17 protein-coding genes are annotated in these 18,741 nt (G+C 33.5%); 5 read left to right on the plus strand and 12 right to left on the minus strand.

Annotated features, from left to right (window positions below; translation table 11 throughout):
* Positions 1 to 109 precede the first annotated feature (109 nt).
* On the plus strand, positions 110 to 1,774 hold the full coding sequence (gene pafA / locus GQ46_RS14000; RefSeq protein ID WP_044403271.1) for an alkaline phosphatase PafA: 1,665 nt from the start codon (positions 110 to 112) through the stop codon (positions 1,772 to 1,774).
* Positions 1,775 to 1,810: 36 nt separating this feature from the next.
* Here the strand turns inward: pafA and GQ46_RS14005 are convergent, their stop codons facing one another.
* The 6 genes from GQ46_RS14005 to rsfS form a co-directional block, all read right to left on the minus strand.
* The gene (locus tag GQ46_RS14005; RefSeq protein WP_044403274.1) at positions 1,811 to 2,077 is read right to left on the minus strand and encodes an acyl-CoA-binding protein; all 267 of its coding nucleotides are present in this window, start codon (positions 2,075 to 2,077) and stop codon (positions 1,811 to 1,813) included.
* Positions 2,077 to 2,727, minus strand: a complete 651-nt coding sequence (locus GQ46_RS14010; RefSeq protein WP_044403279.1) for a phosphatidylserine decarboxylase family protein — start codon at positions 2,725 to 2,727, stop codon at positions 2,077 to 2,079. The genes GQ46_RS14005 and GQ46_RS14010 overlap by 1 nt, the downstream gene beginning before the upstream one ends.
* Positions 2,717 to 3,538 (minus strand): phosphatidate cytidylyltransferase, encoded by an 822-nt coding sequence (locus GQ46_RS14015; RefSeq protein WP_044403282.1) that lies wholly within the window; start codon positions 3,536 to 3,538, stop codon positions 2,717 to 2,719. The genes GQ46_RS14010 and GQ46_RS14015 overlap by 11 nt, the downstream gene beginning before the upstream one ends.
* A 3-nt stretch (positions 3,539 to 3,541) precedes the next feature.
* The gene (locus GQ46_RS14020) at positions 3,542 to 4,147 is read right to left on the minus strand and encodes an LUD domain-containing protein (RefSeq protein ID WP_044403285.1); all 606 of its coding nucleotides are present in this window, start codon (positions 4,145 to 4,147) and stop codon (positions 3,542 to 3,544) included.
* A gap of 110 nt (positions 4,148 to 4,257) precedes the next feature.
* On the minus strand, positions 4,258 to 6,258 hold the full coding sequence (ftsH, locus tag GQ46_RS14025) for an ATP-dependent zinc metalloprotease FtsH (RefSeq protein ID WP_044403287.1): 2,001 nt from the start codon (positions 6,256 to 6,258) through the stop codon (positions 4,258 to 4,260).
* A gap of 9 nt (positions 6,259 to 6,267) precedes the next feature.
* Complete coding sequence (gene rsfS / locus GQ46_RS14030; protein ID WP_044403289.1) at positions 6,268 to 6,639, minus strand: ribosome silencing factor; 372 nt, start codon at positions 6,637 to 6,639, stop codon at positions 6,268 to 6,270.
* A 105-nt stretch (positions 6,640 to 6,744) separates the two neighbouring features.
* Between rsfS and GQ46_RS14035 the strand changes: the two genes are divergently transcribed.
* Positions 6,745 to 7,476 carry a biotin--[acetyl-CoA-carboxylase] ligase gene (locus GQ46_RS14035; RefSeq protein WP_044403292.1) on the plus strand — a complete coding sequence of 244 codons (732 nt, stop codon included), beginning with the start codon at positions 6,745 to 6,747 and terminating at the stop codon, positions 7,474 to 7,476.
* Here the strand turns inward: GQ46_RS14035 and GQ46_RS14040 are convergent.
* Entirely contained in the window at positions 7,473 to 7,868 is a 396-nt protein-coding gene (locus GQ46_RS14040; protein ID WP_044403293.1) for an orotate phosphoribosyltransferase, read from the minus strand. The genes GQ46_RS14035 and GQ46_RS14040 overlap by 4 nt on opposite strands.
* A 69-nt stretch (positions 7,869 to 7,937) precedes the next feature.
* Positions 7,938 to 8,582: an orotate phosphoribosyltransferase gene (pyrE, locus tag GQ46_RS14045; protein ID WP_044403295.1), complete on the minus strand. Its 645-nt coding sequence runs from the start codon at positions 8,580 to 8,582 to the stop codon at positions 7,938 to 7,940.
* Positions 8,583 to 8,711: 129 nt separating this feature from the next.
* Here pyrE and GQ46_RS14050 point away from each other — a divergent pair, with 129 nt between their 5' ends.
* Positions 8,712 to 9,293: an NUDIX hydrolase gene (locus GQ46_RS14050; protein ID WP_044405112.1), complete on the plus strand. Its 582-nt coding sequence runs from the start codon at positions 8,712 to 8,714 to the stop codon at positions 9,291 to 9,293.
* Between the two features lie 85 nt (positions 9,294 to 9,378).
* Here GQ46_RS14050 and GQ46_RS14055 read toward each other — a convergent pair whose 3' ends face one another.
* From GQ46_RS14055 to GQ46_RS14070, 4 genes are all read right to left on the minus strand, one after another.
* Positions 9,379 to 10,068, minus strand: a complete 690-nt coding sequence (locus GQ46_RS14055; RefSeq protein WP_044403297.1) for an N-formylglutamate amidohydrolase — start codon at positions 10,066 to 10,068, stop codon at positions 9,379 to 9,381.
* 1 nt (position 10,069) lies between these two features.
* The gene (locus GQ46_RS14060; protein WP_044403299.1) at positions 10,070 to 11,302 is read right to left on the minus strand and encodes a glutamate-cysteine ligase family protein; all 1,233 of its coding nucleotides are present in this window, start codon (positions 11,300 to 11,302) and stop codon (positions 10,070 to 10,072) included.
* 1 nt (position 11,303) lies between these two features.
* On the minus strand, positions 11,304 to 12,749 hold the full coding sequence (locus tag GQ46_RS14065) for a RimK family protein (protein ID WP_044403300.1): 1,446 nt from the start codon (positions 12,747 to 12,749) through the stop codon (positions 11,304 to 11,306).
* A gap of 190 nt (positions 12,750 to 12,939) precedes the next feature.
* Positions 12,940 to 14,670, minus strand: a complete 1,731-nt coding sequence (locus tag GQ46_RS14070) for a M14 family metallopeptidase (RefSeq protein ID WP_044403302.1) — start codon at positions 14,668 to 14,670, stop codon at positions 12,940 to 12,942.
* Positions 14,671 to 14,769: 99 nt separating this feature from the next.
* Between GQ46_RS14070 and GQ46_RS14075 the strand changes: the two genes are divergently transcribed.
* Together GQ46_RS14075 and GQ46_RS17230 are read left to right on the plus strand one after the other, a co-directional pair.
* Positions 14,770 to 16,431: a SulP family inorganic anion transporter gene (locus GQ46_RS14075; protein WP_044403304.1), complete on the plus strand. Its 1,662-nt coding sequence runs from the start codon at positions 14,770 to 14,772 to the stop codon at positions 16,429 to 16,431.
* 112 nt (positions 16,432 to 16,543) lie between these two features.
* Positions 16,544 to 18,721, plus strand: coding sequence for an ATP-binding protein (locus GQ46_RS17230; RefSeq protein WP_052503490.1), 2,178 nt, complete (start codon positions 16,544 to 16,546; stop codon positions 18,719 to 18,721).
* The last annotated feature ends 20 nt before the right edge of the window (positions 18,722 to 18,741 follow it).

Below are 18,741 nucleotides of genomic sequence, written 5' to 3' on the forward strand. Positions count from 1 at the left end.
TCATTTTATTACGCTAAAGTATAAAAATATGAAATGTATTTAGCGATAAATTTAAATTAAGATTCTTAAAATAATGTATTTTTGGCAAGTACACTAAAAGCGTAGAAAAATGAGATTCGGATTGAGCATATTTTTAACGGTATTACTTTTTAATTGTAAAGCACAAAATACGGTATCGACCGGAAAACCTTCAGGTATTGAATCGGTTATTGCTACCAGACCTAAATTAGTAGTTGGAATCGTTATTGACCAAATGCGATATGATTATCTGACACGGTTTTATGAAAAGTATGGCACTGACGGATTTAAACGCCTAGTAAATGATGGTTTTAATTGTAAAAACAATCATTATAATTATATTCCTACCTATACGGGCCCAGGGCATGCGTCTATTTATACGGGCACCACACCAAAAAATCACGGTGTGATTGCTAATAATTGGTATGATAAATTTGAAAAAGAAACGGTCTATTGTGCAGGAGATCCTAATGTTTTAGCTGTTGGGACTGATTCTGAATATGAGCGTATGTCTCCTCACCGCATGAAAACCACAACGTTTGGAGATGAGAACAGATTATTTACACAGTCTAAAGGAAAAACCATTGGTGTTTCTATTAAAGATCGCGGTGCCATTTTACCAGCAGGACATGCTGCAAATGGGGCGTTTTGGTTTAGAGGAAGGGAAGAAGGTAACTTTATTACCAGTACTTATTATATGAATGAATTGCCGCAATGGGTTCAGGATTTTAATAGTTCTGATGTTGCTGAAAGTTATTTAAAGGTATGGAATACCTTGTATGCTATTGAGAGTTATACTGAAAGCGGAAGTGATTTAAACACGTTTGAAGCTGGTTTTAATGGAAAAGATACCGCTACATTTCCCTATGACCTAGCAGCTTTAAAAGATGAAAATGCAGGTTTTGATATTATTAAGGCGTCCCCTTACGGTAATAGTATTGTTGCCGATTTTGCAATAGCAGCACTGGATGGCGAGCAATTAGGACATGATGCAATTACAGATGTTTTAACAGTTAGTTTTTCTAGTACAGATTATATCGGCCATAATTTTGGAGTGAATTCTAAAGAAATACAAGATACTTATTTACGGTTAGATCAAGATTTAGCGCGCTTGTTTAACGCCTTAGATACTAAGGTTGGAGTAGGTGAGTACACTGTTTTTTTAACTTCAGATCATGGTGCTATTGATGTGCCGGGTTATTTGCAGAGTGTTAAGATACCATCCGGTTATTTTGACGGAAGAGCTTTCAGTAGTCAATTAAATACTTTTATGTTACAGCAATTTAATGCGTCTGATTTAATAGAGAACATTAGTAATAACCAACTGTTTTTAAATAAAGAAAAACTTGATTCTTTAAATATAGAACTCGATGAAGTACAAAACGCTTTAGTTAATGAATTGATTAATTATAAAGCTATTGATAAGGTGTTTTCAGCAGAAGCAATGCAAACCTCTAATTATACGAAAGGCATTGAAGCCTTGTTGCAAAATGGTTACCATCAAAAACGCTCTGGAGATATACTCTACGTTTACGATCCAGCTGTGATTAGCTATCCAAAAACAGGCTCGACACATGGTTCTGGTTTAAGTTATGACACGCATGTGCCCTTATTGTTTTATGGTCAAGGTATTAAAAAAGGTAGTACATTAGTAAAAACTGAAATCACAGATATAGCACCAACCATTTCTGCTTTATTGGGGATTGGTTTTCCTAATGGCGCAACAGGGCAGGTTTTGGAATTTGTGGTTGATTAATTATAGGGCATAACAAAAAACCGTTACCAGAAGTGACTACTTACGGTATAAAAAATAATTTTTCACCAAATCAATATAGGCTTGTTTGGCTTCGTCTTCTGAAATTTGCTGTATTTGAAAGAGTGCGTTCGTTTTAAACGCATTAATAATTGGGGTTCTACTACTGGGTCTTTCGTAATTATTTGTGGCCTTTTTATAATAGGCATACAAACGAAGCAAAAAATCTGCAGGGAAAGGTTCTGTATGTGCATTTATGCGCTCTACAGCATCTTCAAATTCGATATTTATCTCTTTTGAAGTCATTACATTTCGGCAATAATACTTTCACCACCACGAACTTTTTGATTCAGTTCTACTTTGATGTTGGTACCTATAGGTAAATATAAATCTACTCGTGATCCAAATTTTATAAATCCAGAATCACTTCCTTGAGTGACTAATTCCCCTTCTTTTGCATAATTAACAATACGCTTAGCCAGTGCACCGGCTATTTGGCGATATAAAACTTTACCATAGCTTTTACTCTCTATTACGACCGTTGTGCGTTCATTTTCTTCACTGGCTTTGGGGTGCCATGCGACTAAGTATTTTCCGGGGTGGTATTTGCTAAAAGCAATTTTTCCTGCGATTGGATAACGGGTAACATGCACATTTATAGGCGACATAAACACGCTTACCTGTAAACGTTTGTCTTTAAAATATTCCTTTTCAAAAACTTCTTCAATCACCACGACTTTACCATCAACGGGTGAGACTACAGCGTGATCTCCACTAAATAAGTTTCGTTTTGGATTTCTAAAAAATTGAAGGATTAGAAATAAAAAGATTCCAGATATCGCAAATAAAAGATATTGAAGCCACGATACATATATAAACCTATCTACAAGTAATACTAAGGCAATGACTATAATAAAAGTAATTACAACTATTTTATGACCTTCTTTATGAAACATATTGAACTATTGTTAAAAATAAATATATAAACGGTGCCGCAAAAATAATACTATCAAAACGGTCTAATAGGCCGCCGTGGCCTGGCATAATTACACCACTGTCTTTTACATTGGCTTGACGTTTAAATTTGGATTCTATGAAATCGCCAACTGTACCAATCACACTAATAATTACCGCTAGAGTAAGCCAGTTATTAAAACTTAATGTTTCTGTAAAGGTAGTAATAAAATAGCTTGCAATGCAGGCAAATAATAATCCGCCAAGAAAGCCTTCAACTGTTTTTTTAGGCGAAATACTAGGAAATAATTTTTGCTTACCAAATTGCCTTCCTATTAAATATGCAAAGGTATCGTTAACCCACACAAGGATAAAAGAACCTAATAAAAGCTTTGGAGTATACTCATTTTTATAATTTGCAATTAATATTAAAAAAACAAAAGCACTAGATAAGTAAAAGGTGGTTAATATAAAGCGTTTAGATTCAAATAAAGGAATTACTTTTTCTGAAAATAAATCCTTAATTAATAGTAACTGCACGAAAATAGTGATCACATGTAAAATACTGGTTGCTTCCCTTAAACCTTCTGTAGAATTCATTAGGGACTGCCAGTAGCCAAAAATGAAATAGAGGATAGTAAATACGATATAAGGCATAAAGCTTTTAAGTTGGATGAGCCTATTAAACTCTACCAAGCAGATGATCCCAAAGATGAAAAACACAACAATTGCCGCATGCTCATTTAACAACGACGTTAAGAGTATTGTAATATAAAGTAACCCAGATAAGGCTCTAGTAGCTGTTTCTTTCATTAATTATAAGTCTTCAAGTAGCAACAAATATAAGTTTTTTGTAGCACTGCCATAACTTAAAAAGTCTTTTTCAGCAACATCCTTAAAGTGTTTGATAGTCGTGATGTTAGTAGGGATTTTTTTTGTGTTTCTGTTTTTGATTTGGCGTAAACCTTCTCCAATATTTGTTACAATTTGACTAGTAGTCGCAAAAACGATAAAATTATTAGGAAATTCTATTAGCTTTTTTTCGGCAATTTGTAAAGAGGAAACTAAAATGGAGCCATCGTTTGAAATCAAATTTTCACAAGTGGTAAAAAAATACGTAGCTTCATTTAGACTGCCTAAATTTAGATTGGCATCTTTAAATTTAGCTTTTAATTTTTCGTCGTAGAAGTAGCCTGATTGTTCTAGCCAATTGTTTTCTTCAAGAATGTGATTAATGTTTTCGTGGACTTCATTAAGGCTTTCGCAATAGAGAAACTTCCCGCCATTAGCTTTAAAGTTTATTGTAAAACTTTCGTCTATTGGGAGTTTTACAGGAGGCATATGCTTACCCCTGTCTAGATTTTTTATTTCTTCTTTCTCCTTATTAGATTTAGAACGAAAAATGTTTCTAAATATGCTCATGTATTGTTTGCTATTAACCTGAAAAATTTGGGTATTTCTCAAATATAAAAAATCTCAAATTAACAAAGGTTGTTATTTTGAGATTTTTAATATTGTTGATAGAAAACGACTTATTTTTTATCTTCTTTTTCTTCTTTCTCTATTTTCTCTACTTTTTCGTCCTCTTTTTCGCCTTCTTTTAGTATTTCATTTTCTGGCATACTAAACGGTCTTTTTCCTAAGATTTCTTCCAGATCATCTTTGAAAATCACCTCACGCTCTATAAGTCTTTCCGCTAATTTATCTAAAACATCTCTTTTAGATTCTAATAGATTTACCGCACGTTTGTATTGTGTTTCTACGATATCTTTTATTTCATTATCAATAAGTTCTGCTGTTTTTTCACTGTATGGTTTTACAAAGCCATTTTCACCTGCAGGATCATAAAAAGTGATGTTTCCAACTTTTTCATTCAAGCCATAGATCATAATCATTGCTTTGGCTTTTTTGGTCACATTTTCCAAGTCACTTAAAGCACCCGTTGAAATTTCATTGAAAATAATTTTTTCTGCAGCACGCCCTCCCATAGTAACACAAATTTCATCTAAAAACTTGCTCGTTCTGGTAATGTAAGCTTCTTGTGGTAAATACCATGCCGCACCAAGTGAACGACCTCTAGGAACAATGGTTACTTTTACTAAAGGATCTGCATGTTCTAAGAACCAGCTTACTGTTGCATGACCAGCTTCATGGTAGGCAATCGTTTTCTTTTCTTCAACAGAAAATAAGTTGCTACGTTTTTCTAATCCGCCAACAATTCTGTCTACAGCATCTAAGAAATCTTGTTTTTCAACTGCCTTTTTATTTTTTCTTGCAGCAATTAATGCCGCTTCGTTACATAAATTAGCAATATCTGCACCAGAAAAGCCCGGTGTTTGCTTAGATAAGAAATCGATATCTAAACCTTCTGCTTTTTTTAACGGTCTTAAGTGCACTTCAAAAATAGCACGACGCTCTGTTAAATTTGGTAGATCTACATAAATCTGTCGATCAAAACGGCCAGCACGCATAAGTGCTTTATCTAAAATATCTGCTCTGTTTGTGGCAGCGATAACAATTACGTTTGTGTTTGTGCCAAAGCCATCCATCTCTGTTAAAAGTTGGTTTAAGGTGTTTTCACGTTCGTCATTACTTCCCGACATTGCATTTTTACCACGAGCACGACCTATAGCATCAATTTCATCTATAAAAATAATAGCCGGTGATTTTTCTTTAGCTTGTTTAAATAAATCTCTAACACGAGAAGCACCAACACCTACGAACATTTCAACGAAATCTGAACCAGATAATGAAAAGAAAGGTACTTTAGCTTCACCTGCAACGGCTTTTGCTAATAAGGTTTTTCCTGTTCCAGGAGGGCCAACTAAAAGCGCTCCTTTTGGTATTTTACCGCCAAGTGAGGTGTATTTTTCAGGATTTTTAAGGAAATCTACAATTTCTTGTATTTCTTCTTTTGCACCTTCTAAACCGGCAACATCTTTAAAAGTCGTTTTTACTTTTGTGTTTTCATCAAATAGCTTGGCTTTAGATTTTCCGATATTAAAAATCTGTCCACCAGCACCGCCTCCGGCACCGCCAGACATTCTGCGCATGATGAAAATCCAAACAGCGATTAAAAGAATAAAGGGTAAGAAATTAATTAATAAGTCGCCAAAAGTGCCACTCTCTGTTTCGAATTCGTAATTAGTAGTTAAATTGTTTTCTTTAATGATTCTTTTAAACTCTTCTTCAAAAATCTCCTGGCTACCATATTCGTAATAGTAGTTTGGAACAGCAGCACCAAATACCGAAACCGAACGCTCTGCCGCTTTTTTGTGTGTAGCGTCATCCTTTGCTTCTTTTGTAAGGAATATTTTTACTTTTTTAGAGTTTTGTACAACTTTAAAGTTTTTAATATCTCCCTTTTCGAGGTATTCAAAAAATTCAGAAGTATTTATTTTACTCGAATCGTCTGGACCATTATTAAAAAAGAATTGAGAAAATATTAGTGCCAATATTAAGCCTCCTGAAATCCAATATGGATTGAATTTTGGTTTCTTAGGTGCTTCTTGTTTTTTATTTTTTTCTGCCATGAAATGGATTTAAAATTTTGATTCGATTATGGTGGTTTTTGCATCTCCCCAAAGACTTTCAATGTCATAATACTCGCGAATGTGTTTTTGGAAAACATGAACCACTACATTTACATAATCCATTAAAATCCACTCAGCGTTGTCTTCACCTTCAATATGCCAAGGCTTGTCTTTTAGTTCTTTGCTAACTTTTTTCTGGATCGAGTTAACAATAGCATTAACCTGAGTGTTAGAGGTACCTTCACAAATAACGAAATAATCGCAAACGGTATTTTCAATCTCTCTTAAATCTAGAATATTTATTTCTTTTCCTTTTACATCTTCAATGCCACCAATTATTGTTGTAATTAGTAAATCTGCGTTTGCTTGTTCTTTAACCATTAATTAGATTTAATTTGTGCAAAGTTATTATTTTTTGGTTCTTTATACTTTAAATTAATCATAAGATTTTGCAATTTATTTTAACTACGAAGATAACCAATTTATATGCGTATAATCAAACTTGATGCCATCGATTCTACAAACACGTTCTTGAAAGAGATTAGCAGTGCAGATGCACTTGAAGATTATACCGTTGTTATCGCCAAAGCACAAACTAAAGGCAAGGGGAGAATGGGTAATGAGTGGAACTCTAAATCATCAAAAAACCTTACTTTTAGTGTGTTTAAGCACCTTCATGGGGTGTCATTTGAGCGCCAATTCTATCTCAGTATAGTCACAGCTTTAGCAATAACTAAAACACTGGAGGCTTATAATATATCTAAATTGTTTGTGAAATGGCCTAACGACATTTTGTCAGCAGACAAAAAAATAGCGGGTATTTTAATTGAAAATGTCATTAAACAAAACAAGCTTGCTCACAGTATTATTGGCATTGGCTTAAATGTTAATCAAATTGAATTTGAGCATTTACCGCGTGCCTCTTCTTTAAAAAAAATTAGTGGAAAAACCTTTGATTTGGATGAAGTACTCCAACACTTATTAATAAATTTAAAGTATTATTTTTCGCTTTTAGAATCTGGAGAAATAGAAATGCTAAAACACACCTATGAAGCTCAGCTTTTTAGAAAAAATAAACCTTCAACATTTGAAAACGTTGAAGGTGAATTATTTTCTGGATTTATTCAAGGTATTTCTAATACAGGAAATCTAATCGTTTTATTAGAAGATGCCATTATTAAAGAGTTTAGCTTAAATGAAATAAAGTTACGTTACTAAAAAGCAGTACGCATATTTGTCGCTAGAGTCTCAATAAATTTACTTATTGGACCTTTTATCATCATGGCCATCATCGCATTAAATTCGCCTTCAAAATTTAATTGTACTTCGCTGGTATTGGCATCAATTTCTGTGATATTTCCAATCAAAGAAAAATCTATTTTGCCCCCAGCAGCTCCTAAAACAATTTTATTTGGTGGTATAGCTTCTTTCTTTTTAAGTACGATTTCTGGCATGCCTTTTAAAGCAAAAAGAAATTTTTCCTTGTCTATAACTTCAAATTTACTAATGTTTTCGGGCATTAGAGATTCGAAATTTTCAATAGTATTTAAAAAATCGAAAGTTTCCTGAGCAGATTTTTGTAGTGTTACTTTTTGTGATTCTAAGTTCATTCTATATAGCTTATTAGTTGGTGTTTACTTGATTGTGTTGACTAATTTAAAACAATAGTATGGTCACAATCAATTCGCATGCCATGCGCCAGGATTGGCATTCCAATCGGCTAAAGTTTTTAATTGTTCTTGAGAAATATAATTCGCTTCTGCTGCTTCAAGAAGTAAGTTTTCGTAGTTACTTAAAGTATTTAGTTCTATGTGTTCAGCTTCAAAATTTTGTTTGGCGATATCAAAATCATAGCTAAAGATGGCAAGCATTCCTTTTACATTCACATTTGCTTCTTTTAAAGCTCTAACCGCATTAAGACTGCTTTTTCCTGTGCTTATCAGGTCTTCAATAACAACTACATTTTGTCCGCTTTCAAGGAAACCTTCAATTTGATTTTGTCTCCCATGACTTTTAGCTTCTGGTCTTACGTATACAAAGGGCAGGCCAAGATACTCCGCTACTAGCATGCCAATGCCTATTGCTCCTGTTGCTACACCTGCTATAACATCTGGTCTCCCGTAATGTTGTTCAATAAATTTACTCATTTCCTCACGTATATAATTTCGAATTAGAGGAAAAGAGAGTACAATACGGTTGTCGCAGTAAATTGGAGATTTCCAACCTGAAGCCCATGTAAAAGGATCTTCCGGATTTAATTTAATTGCGTTTACTTGAAGTAAAACTTTTGCGGCTTGTCTGGCAATGTGTTTATCGAAAATCATAGTTGCAAAAATAACAATAATTTCATTTTTAAGTATTATTTGATTGCATAAAAAAATATCTTTTTAAGATATAAGAAACTAAATCAAAAAATAATACTTTTACCAACACTAACTGTTCGACATACTATGATGTATCGTATTTTTGTAAACGACAAGCCTATTATTTTAACAACGGAAGTTGAAAAAGAAACTGATTTTAAAAATTTTTTATTGAAGGGTGTTGATATGGAGCAAGTAATCAACGCTTTAAAGAAGAAAAAAATAAGGCATGTACGGTTAATTCATCATAATAAAGATACCATTTTAAAAAAGTTTCTAAAAAAGTTGCCTAATGTTATTGCTGGTGGCGGCAAAGTATATAATAAAAACAAGTCCGTTTTATTTATTTACAGAAATGATAAATGGGATCTACCTAAAGGAAAAGCTGAAGGAAAGGAAACTATAGAAAGAACAGCGATAAGAGAGGTTGAAGAAGAAACAGGAGTTAAAGGGTTGAAAATTGAAAAACCATTAGAGACCACTTATCATTTGTTTAGACGTAATGGTAAGCTTAAAATAAAAATCACGTATTGGTTTGAAATGTCTACAGACTACGAGGGAACACTTTTGCCACAAGAGAATGAAGGGATTACAAAAGTAGAATGGCTAAATAAGCAAGACTCAGAAGACGCCTTAGAGAATTCTTATGCTAATATTAAGCTGTTGATTTAGAAGGTTATTTATTAATCTATCTTATTTTTTTAAAATTAGCAGCCCCTTTTTTCTTAGCCATTAAGTAGGCTGATGAAAATAGTTTTTAGACTTTAACGGTATTGACTATGTCTTCAATAGCAGCATATAGGTCTTCTTTTATCTGATAATTCATCTTGTTTTTACTTGAAAACTGCTGATTGATTTCAATCTCAAGACCGCTATAGTTTTTTTCTGTTTGCTGCCTTAAATACGTGGTAAATCCATCGGCTTTTCCTAAGTATGGATAGTTAAAACGAACCAACCACTTTGGGTTAATAGTATGTATAGCTTTTTTTAGTTTCAAAGCAATCTGTTTTTCGTTTGGTTTAGAAGGATCATAAAGAATACCAATATCACAGTGTCTTACCACATGGTTTAAAACGGGAGTGAACGAATGGATAGACAGGTGTAAAACGTGGCTGACCTTTATTAGCTTTTTTATTTCGTATGCTACAGTGTTTCTATACGTCAAATAGTAATCTTTAATAATCTTTTTCTTTGACTCACTCGTTAGTGAATTGGAGAATTCCGAAAACAAAGACTTGTGGTGTAAGGAGCGGTTTAATTCTATTAACAGTCGGCTTGTTTCACTATAATTAGAATAGGCTGCCAATGGTTTTAAATAATTAAATACATCTAAAGCGCCTAGGTCATAACCTCTATGTGACTTTAGCGCTTCCTTGTTATTAAAAATGGCGGTATATTCTTCTGGGATATTGTTGCCGCCATGCTCACAGGTTAATACAAGTTTCATTTTATTTTTTCGGAATAAAAAGAGTGTTGCTTTCTAAGCAATCTGCTAATTGATTATAGATGATTCTAATGTTTTTTTCTGAAGAGTCTTCCTCTAGAGCAGTAAGAATTCTGGTCGATAATGTGCCGTGCTCGAGGATGATTTCAATCGCGTTTTGATAGTTGTCAGAGAGGTTGTCTTTTACCAGTTCATACAAGTGCTTCCAAAGATTTTTGACTGAAGTACCCGCGTTCATATTGAATAATTCCAGGTAATCAGTATTGTAAATATTATAATTCTCAGCATCTTTTATTGTAGCATTAAGAATTTGAAACAAGTCTTGTTTTAACCATTTCTTTTGGTTTTTCAAGGGCGCTAATTCACCGTTAACTAGTTTTTTCAAGACTTCAATAATCAATACGCAAATGGCAATGTCTGCTTTTGGGCACTCTTGAATATCAACTAATCTGATTTCAATGGCATTTCTGTCAAAACGTGCGATAGCCCCTCGAGAATTTAAAAAATGATGATCTAAAATATTATTAGTATCGTACTTCTTAATGGCCTTATTAATAGGCTCAAAAATTGTCGCATAATAATCTACTTTACTAAAAACACGTTCAGGTATAACTAAACCAGTCATCTCTGGAATCTCTTTTTGATTGTTTTTGTAGTATTCCAGACGGGTGTCTTTAAAATCAGTAACGCGGCCTTCTAAAATTGGAGAACTGGCACATAAACCGGGCAATAGTGGTAAAATAATGCGAATAGCAGCATGTAGTTTTTCAAACTCTTTATCATCGTAGAAGGGTAAATTTATATGTGTACTTTGCACATTACTCCAGCCATGACCTTTACAGTCAAAAATACGATTGTACAACTCGTACACTTCACTATAGCTGTGTTTCCAAAGCTGCGTGTCCCGTAATGGATTCATTAAAGGGTGACATGCCGTTGGTAATAATTTCGTGCTTAGGGGTTTTAAAAGACTATTTATTTCTAAGATGTTGTTATGAAAGTCTTCTGAAAGCGTCTCTAAATTCGCAGTTGGACCATTGGTTTTTATTTCAACAACATGAGCGACTAACTCATTACTCCAGGCAACCGTTCCATTATCAATATCTGAGGTTAATGTGCCATTTTTTGCTGTTAATAAGGTGTCAACGATAGGCGCAATTTTAAAAGAAGACGTATCAATAAGCATGTATTCCAATTCGATACCAAAAACTTCAAAAAGGTGATATTTTTTACCCATATTATTCTAATCGTTTTTTTAATGCTGAAAGCACCTTAGTATACACCAAATCACCATAATGAGCATCTTCTACGCCAAAATCTATATTTGGATTGTCATTAATTTCAATAACCATCGGTTTGTTGTCTACTACTTTTATATCAATGCCATATAAACCTTTGCCCATTAGTTTTGCCGATTTTAAAGCCATGTGTATAACCTCTTTTGGTACGTCTTCAATAGGTAAACACTCTGCATCTCCATCTTGATCATTCTTTTTCTTGGCATTCCAATTATAGATTTGCCAATGTCCCTTTGCCATATAATACTTGCAGGCAAAAAAGGGTTTGTCGTCTATAATACCAATCCGCCAATCATAATCTGATGGGCAAAATTCTTGTGCAATAATAAGATCAGACTCTTTTAGCATTTCAGAGACTAGCGTATTGTATTCTTTTTCTGTTTTTGCCTTTTTTACACCAAAAGAAAAGGTAGAATCAGGAGCTTTTAAAACGCAAGGCAAACCAACTTGTTTCATTACAAATTCGCGGTTATCTTTATGTACAATAAGGGTTTTTGGGGTTGCGATATGCGCATTGTTTAAAGCTTCGGCCATAAAGACTTTATTACAGCATTTTAAAATAGCATCAGGGTAGTCAATAATCGCAAGACCTTCTTGTTGTGCTTTACGCGCAAAGGCATACGCTTCATTATTAACTTCTGTGCTTTGGCGAATAAACAAGGCGTCAAAAGAGGATAAGCGACTTAAATCTTTAGGCTCAATAATTTCAGCATAAATATTCATCTTTTCGGCAATATCTATAAACTTTTTTAAAGCTTTGGTATTACTTGGAGGTGCAGGATCGTTTGGATTAACTAAAATAGCCAGATCAAAATCAGAAGTTGTTAGCTTAGGTGTGTCGTAACGTTTTTTAGAGAAATATTGGTTTGCAAAGACATGTACACTTTCTAAATGCTCGTTCGGGATTTCAGATTCTGAAATTGCTCTAATACTTTGTATGTTCCATTTGGTGTTATGATAAAACTTGACCCGTAGAAAAGGGACTTGAAAATGCTTGTAAAACAAGCTGCTTAGTGCTTTGTATTTTTGAGCTACATTTTGACCAAAATAAATACTTAATGTAAACTCTCTAGACTTAATGTTTTTTAAACTCTGCTGAATCACATCATCAAACTCATCTGAAACTATTTTAACCAATTTCAGTGTCTTTAAATCTACTATATTTCTAACCGTTGGAATGGCTAAATGTCCTCTAGCTTCAGCTAAAAGTGAGACATAGTAGCCCTTTGATTGATAACTGTAATCTTTACAAAGATTAAATATTCTAGCTTTCTTTAAAAGTGAAAACTGAGGATCGGTAAGGTAGTCTTGCGAAGAAATCACCTTGATATTCTCTATCGAAAAATGCCATTTTTCAGGCTGATTGACAACTATGTATTTATTCATTTAAGGTCTAAGCCGTGGTGTAAATTTCAAACAAAACTATAGTATTTTTTAATTGGTTTCACATAGCACTGAAAATATTTTTAATGGCATATATTATAATGGTTTGCTCGTGTTCTATCCTAATAAAATACTAAAAAAAACAGTCGTGTTTATTTTAAATTTGTAAGTAAAAAAAATAAAAAGAATACGCTTATTCTATTCTGTAAACAGGATATTGTAAATGTGCTTTCTCATAGTTTTCACTTTCTTTATGTAGCCACTCTAATTGTGCATACCAATTGTTCGCAAAGTCAGGGTTGTAAGATTTTTTAATATTAAAAGCAATTTGTAGTTTAGGATTTTCAGCTAATAAGGTTTTAGCTTTATCTTCCCAGACATAAGGTGAAAAGCCTTCTTTTTGCTGCAAAATGGTATCGAAAAAATTCCAATTAAAAAAGGAATCTGGTGCTTGAGGTTCTAAGGTTTCTAGTAAATAACGGAGGCCGTTTTGGTTTGTGTTAATAATATAATCCCCTTTTTTAAAGGCAATTTGTTCTTGAGTCGTTTTTACATTGGTATTATAATGAAAATAGTGACCTTCATAGGCTTGCTTACGCGTGTCGTAGTTTTCAATCTTGTAGGATGTAACGGGAAGTGTAGAATCTTTTTCTAATACTTTAAATTGGACACGGTTTAATTCTAATAACGCCATAACATGCCACCAACCTTGAGGAATTACATACGCGCTTGGTATGCTTACTTCTAAAGTAGGTTTAAAGTAATTTTGATAAGTTACTGGTTTAACAAACGGTTTTGAAGTGTCGTACTTTAAACGTTTTGCTCCGGTAAGGTCACTATCAATTGTGTTGCCTTCAAAGCCTTTGAAATTTAAAGTTGTAGCCTTAGTTGTGTCTATTTCCCATTGTAACGGATAGTTATTTTTTGCTATTAGCGTCTTATTAAAATCCTGTCTTAGTGTTTTAATTTTTTCGTGGTCTTCTTCAATAATAACTAACATGCTTTTCATAAGTTCGTAAGTGCCTTCTACACGTAGTTTATATGGTTTTAGCATGTGTGTTTCTACCATCATGCCTAAGGTGTTAAATAAAGTGGTGTAGCCAGTAGAGTATCTTGGCGAATCCATAAATTGTGAAAAATCTTTTTCTGGAACACTATTAAAAACGTTTACATAAGGGGTAATGTCCCACTGTTTGGCTTCTAATTTTTGCTCCAGTTTGGGCATCATTTCAGTGTGTAAATAGTGTCCGAGTTCCCCTCCCAATTTATTATGCTGTGTAAATAAGTGAGTCAATGTATATTGGTAGTCTGCACCATTACTCACGTGATTATCTATAAACACATCAGGTTGTACGGTATGAAAGATTTTAGCAAAGGTTTTGGCATTTTTTGTGTCACTCTTTATAAAATCGCGATTTAAATCATAATTACGGGCGTTGCCTCTAAACCCATATTCTTTTGGTCCATTTTGATTGGTGCGTGTCCCGGTGTTACGGTTTAAACTACCACCAATATTATAAATAGGAATAGTCACTATAACCGTATGTTTTGGCATCTTTATTTTGCCTTGTATAATATCTCTGAACAATAGCATGGTGGCATCAATACCGTCACTTTCTCCTGGGTGAATACCATTGTTAATTAAAAGAATACGTTTATTTTTTCTAATGTCTGAAAAATCAAAATTAGATTCTGGATTTAAGGTGACGATATGTAGTGGTTTTCCTGAGTCGGTTTCGCCTATTGAATCGATTGAAATTTCAGAATAATAGTCTGCTAAATTTTTATAATATTGAATCGTTTCGAAGTAGGTAGCGGTTTCTGTCCCTTCTGAGGTTTCAAAAACGGTAGTAAAATCATATTCTTTTTTTGAATGACAGCTAAAACAAAAAATAATTAATGCGGCCAGTGCTATTTTTTTCATTTCAAACGATTTAGTGAATTTATGTGAAACAAATATAGTAATTGCGTCTTTGCTAAGATAACAATTAAACGTACTTTTGCCGCTTTAAAAATAGAGGTTATGACAGCATATTTTAGAAAACAAAGAGCCACTGCAAAAAACGATGTTTTAGCGGGGATTACGGTGTCTTTAGCGATGATACCAGAAGTAGTTGCTTTTGCTTTTGTAGCACAAATAGATCCATTAGTAGCGCTTTCTGGCGCCTTTATTATTGGTTTGATCACTGCTATTTTTGGTGGCCGTCCAGGATTAATTTCTGGAGCCGCAGGAGCAGTAGCTGTTATATTTGTAACCATGATAGCTGAAGGTCATACGAAAGGCATGTTGTTTGACCAACCTATAGATAATATGGGGTATTTTTATCTTTTGGCTTGTGTAATATTAATGGGGGTTATTCAAATTGGTGCTGGCGTTTTTAAACTCGGACGATTTGTTCGTTTGATTCCACATTCTGTAATGATGGGGTTTGTTAATGGTTTAGCGATTGTCATTTTTTGGGCGCAAGTAAAAATGTTTACACATAAAAAGGTCGCCGTTAGTAAAGATGGTGTAAAAGAATATATAAGTACTTATATGCAAGGCGAAGAATTGTATATGATGATTGGTCTTGTTGCGTTAACCATGTTGATTATTTGGTTATTACCTAAGTTGACTAAAAAGATTCCAGCCTCTTTAACGGCTATTTTAATCACTACCTTTATCGTGGTGTTTTCTGGAATAGAAGTAAATACAGTAGGTTCTTACATTATTGAAGGTGGTGGAACGGGTTTGAAAGGAGAGTTTCCAACACCAAATATGGAGTTATGGCAAAATTTACCTTTTAATATGGATACCTTAACATTTATATTACCATTTGCCTTTCTGGCTGCTTCGGTTGGCTTAATTGAATCTTTAATGACGTTAAACCTGGTAGATGAGCTTACCGAAACTAGAGGAAATGGAAATAAAGAATGTATCGCTCAAGGTGCAGGAAATATAATGAGTGGCTTATTTGGAGGAACAGGAGGTTGTGGTATGATTGGTCAAACCGTTATTAATATAAATGCTGGCGGACGCGGCCGTTTATCTGGTATCATGACAGCTTTAACTTTATTAACTTTTATTTTATTTACAGATAAATTAATAGAGCAAGTACCAATTGCGGCATTAGTAGGGGTAATGTTTATGATGGTTATTGAAACCTTTGCATGGTCTAGTTTTAGAATCATGCGTAAAATTCCAAAAACAGATGCCTTCGTATTGGTGATCGTAAGTGCGGTAACTGTAATTTATGATTTGGCGATTGCCGTTTTTGTAGGTGTTATTATTTCGGCATTAGTTTTTGCTTGGGAAAATGCTAAGAAAATTAGAGCAAGAAAACGCGTAAAGGAAGATGGTACCAAAGTTTATGAAATTTGGGGACCTTTATTCTTTGGAAGTATTACTGCGTTTAACGATAAATTCGACGCAAAAAATGATCCAGATAGGGTAGAAATTGATTTTGTAGAATCGCGGGTAAGTGATCATTCTGCATTAGAAGCTATTTTTAATCTTGTTGAAAAATATGAAGCCGAAGGCAAAAGCATTAAATTAAAACATTTAAGCGAAGATTGTAAAGAGTTACTTTATAAGGCAAGTCCGAAATTTAGAGAAGTCATCATTGAAGATATCGATGACCCGCGATACCACCTAGCAGCAGATCCAGAACGGTTTACCAAATCGCTTTCAGAATATAAACTGTAATCTAAAAGGCATCTTAAAACAGGTGAAAAAACCGATAAAAGTATGTTTTTAAGTGATGAAATGCTGTTTTGTGAGTTTTTTTACTACATTGCGACACAGAAATTGTACCCCAATGAAGAAGACCTACTATAGCTTTGTTCTTCTATTAATTACCCTTGTACCGCTACATGCACAACAGGAGTCTACCACTCCTATTGATTCAATGTACAAGGAAATAGAACGCGCTTTTGAACTTTGTCAACGAAACAAATATGGAGAGGCTATAGAGATAAGTACCAAAGTACTAAGCCACTCTATTAAAGTAAATGATGATAATCTTAGAGCACGAGCATATAATGTTTTAGGCAATGCCCATTATTTTGTTAAAAATGATTCTTTAAGTTTTGATTATTTATTTAAGTCCAAAGATTTATTTATTAAGGAAAAAGATACCTTACGAATTATTATAGCCTACAATAACATTGGGGTTAATTATAGAGCTTATGGTGACTTGGAGAAATCCAGTGCTTTTTTTAAAAAGTCATTGGAGCTAGCACAAAAGAGCCAATCGCCAGTACAATCTGTTTATCCGCTTTACAATATTGGTTTCAATCTAGTAAGTCATGCGGACGATGAAGATAACGATTATAAAGAAAGTCTTATTTATCTTTCTGAGGCAGAGGATCTTGCTGAACAGTATTACGAAAGTGAAGCTATTAAAGGCGAAATCTTTTCAGTTTTAATATATGTTTATCACAAGTTAGGTAATACAAAGCAATCTATTGTGTATTACAATAAGACCATAGCGTTTACTAAAAAGTATAATTATTTAGATGTTTTAGCAGAAGCACATTCTAATATCGCTTATGTAAACGCTGAAGATAAAAACTTTGAAAAAGCGTATGCTGCTCTAGATGAATATATTGCTGTAAAAGATTCTGTCTATTCTTTAGAACAATATGAAAAAGCAAAGCAAGTAGAGGCAGATAATTTTCTAAGGGAAAATGATATAAAACTAAAACTTAAAGAAAAGGAAAACGCCATACAAGAATCTGTTATTTCAGAAACCAGAGGCTATAATATTATTTTGGTATTATTTATTTCAGCATTATTAGTACTCGCTTTTTTATTGTATAACAAGAATAAAGAATTAAAACGCGCTAAAGACAGAGCTGAAAATTTGTCCAAAACCAAAAGTGAATTTTACTCTGAAATTAGCCACGAATTAAGGACGCCATTATACGCAGTAATAGAGTTGTCAGGGCTTTTATTGAAAGAAAATATAAATGCCACACACAAAGAATACTTGGAGTCTCTTAAGTTTTCTGGCAATCATCTCATGTCTTTGATCAACAATGTTCTCGAATTAAATAAAGTTGAATCTGGAAAACTAAAGATTCAGCTATCGGAGTTTGATTTAAAACACCTTATTTCTAATATTATCGATAGCTTAGAATATGCCTTGCGCGATAGTAATAATACCATTAATTTAAATTTTGACAGTAGTATTCCAGACGTATTGGTTGGAGATTCATTGAAGTTATCACAAGTATTAATTAATTTAATATCAAACGCTATAAAATTCACTAATGACGGTCATATAGATGTTGTTATTAATAAAGTAGAAGAGTTTGATGAAAAGGTAACTGTATATTTTAAGGTTTCAGATAACGGACTAGGAATTTCTCAAGAAAAACAAGGTCAAGTGTTTGAAGATTTCTATCAAGAACATTCTAAGAACTCGAAATCTTATAAAGGCACAGGTTTAGGGTTGTCTATAGTAAAACGTATGCTTACAGCGATGAATAGCGATATCGCTGTAATAAGTAATGAAAACGAAGGGGCTACTTTTTATTTTGAACTTGATTTTGGAAAAAGCAAAAAAGCGGACTTGTCAACAGTCATCTACGAAGATCACCTACAACAGATTAAAGACTTTAATATTTTGATTGTAGATGATAATAAGGTTAATCAATTAGTCACTCGGAAAGTATTAGATCAATTAAATATAAAAGCTAAAGCTGTAGCTTCTGGAGCAGAAGCTGTTGAAATTATTAAGATAGAACATTTTGATTGTATTTTAATGGATTTACATATGCCAGAATTAGATGGTTATGAAACAGCCAAGCAGATTAGATTATTTAATCAAGACATAGCCATCGTCGCATTAACGGCGGCATCTACTGAAGAAGTAGAAAGTAAAATAAATGATTATGATATGGATGGTTATATTATGAAGCCATTTTTTACCGTAGATTTTGTTGAAACTATTAACAAGGCAAAACAAAACAGAAATGAAATTACAACTTAACGCATGTCCTTTTTCGCTGT

The organism is Lacinutrix sp. Hel_I_90, assembly GCF_000934685.1.
GTDB lineage: Bacteria > Bacteroidota > Bacteroidia > Flavobacteriales > Flavobacteriaceae > Lacinutrix.

Coding starts and splice junctions, on each gene's coding strand:
- pafA (WP_044403271.1), top strand. CDS start 110: ATGAGATTCGGATTGAGCATATTTTTAACGGTATTACTTTTTAATTGT.
- GQ46_RS14005 (WP_044403274.1), bottom strand. CDS start 2,077: ATGACTTCAAAAGAGATAAATATCGAATTTGAAGATGCTGTAGAGCGC.
- GQ46_RS14010 (WP_044403279.1), bottom strand. CDS start 2,727: ATGTTTCATAAAGAAGGTCATAAAATAGTTGTAATTACTTTTATTATA.
- GQ46_RS14015 (WP_044403282.1), bottom strand. CDS start 3,538: ATGAAAGAAACAGCTACTAGAGCCTTATCTGGGTTACTTTATATTACA.
- GQ46_RS14020 (WP_044403285.1), bottom strand. CDS start 4,147: ATGAGCATATTTAGAAACATTTTTCGTTCTAAATCTAATAAGGAGAAA.
- ftsH (WP_044403287.1), bottom strand. CDS start 6,258: ATGGCAGAAAAAAATAAAAAACAAGAAGCACCTAAGAAACCAAAATTC.
- rsfS (WP_044403289.1), bottom strand. CDS start 6,639: ATGGTTAAAGAACAAGCAAACGCAGATTTACTAATTACAACAATAATT.
- GQ46_RS14035 (WP_044403292.1), top strand. CDS start 6,745: ATGCGTATAATCAAACTTGATGCCATCGATTCTACAAACACGTTCTTG.
- GQ46_RS14040 (WP_044403293.1), bottom strand. CDS start 7,868: ATGAACTTAGAATCACAAAAAGTAACACTACAAAAATCTGCTCAGGAA.
- pyrE (WP_044403295.1), bottom strand. CDS start 8,582: ATGATTTTCGATAAACACATTGCCAGACAAGCCGCAAAAGTTTTACTT.
- GQ46_RS14050 (WP_044405112.1), top strand. CDS start 8,712: ATGTATCGTATTTTTGTAAACGACAAGCCTATTATTTTAACAACGGAA.
- GQ46_RS14055 (WP_044403297.1), bottom strand. CDS start 10,068: ATGAAACTTGTATTAACCTGTGAGCATGGCGGCAACAATATCCCAGAA.
- GQ46_RS14060 (WP_044403299.1), bottom strand. CDS start 11,302: ATGGGTAAAAAATATCACCTTTTTGAAGTTTTTGGTATCGAATTGGAA.
- GQ46_RS14065 (WP_044403300.1), bottom strand. CDS start 12,749: ATGAATAAATACATAGTTGTCAATCAGCCTGAAAAATGGCATTTTTCG.
- GQ46_RS14070 (WP_044403302.1), bottom strand. CDS start 14,670: ATGAAAAAAATAGCACTGGCCGCATTAATTATTTTTTGTTTTAGCTGT.
- GQ46_RS14075 (WP_044403304.1), top strand. CDS start 14,770: ATGACAGCATATTTTAGAAAACAAAGAGCCACTGCAAAAAACGATGTT.
- GQ46_RS17230 (WP_052503490.1), top strand. CDS start 16,544: ATGAAGAAGACCTACTATAGCTTTGTTCTTCTATTAATTACCCTTGTA.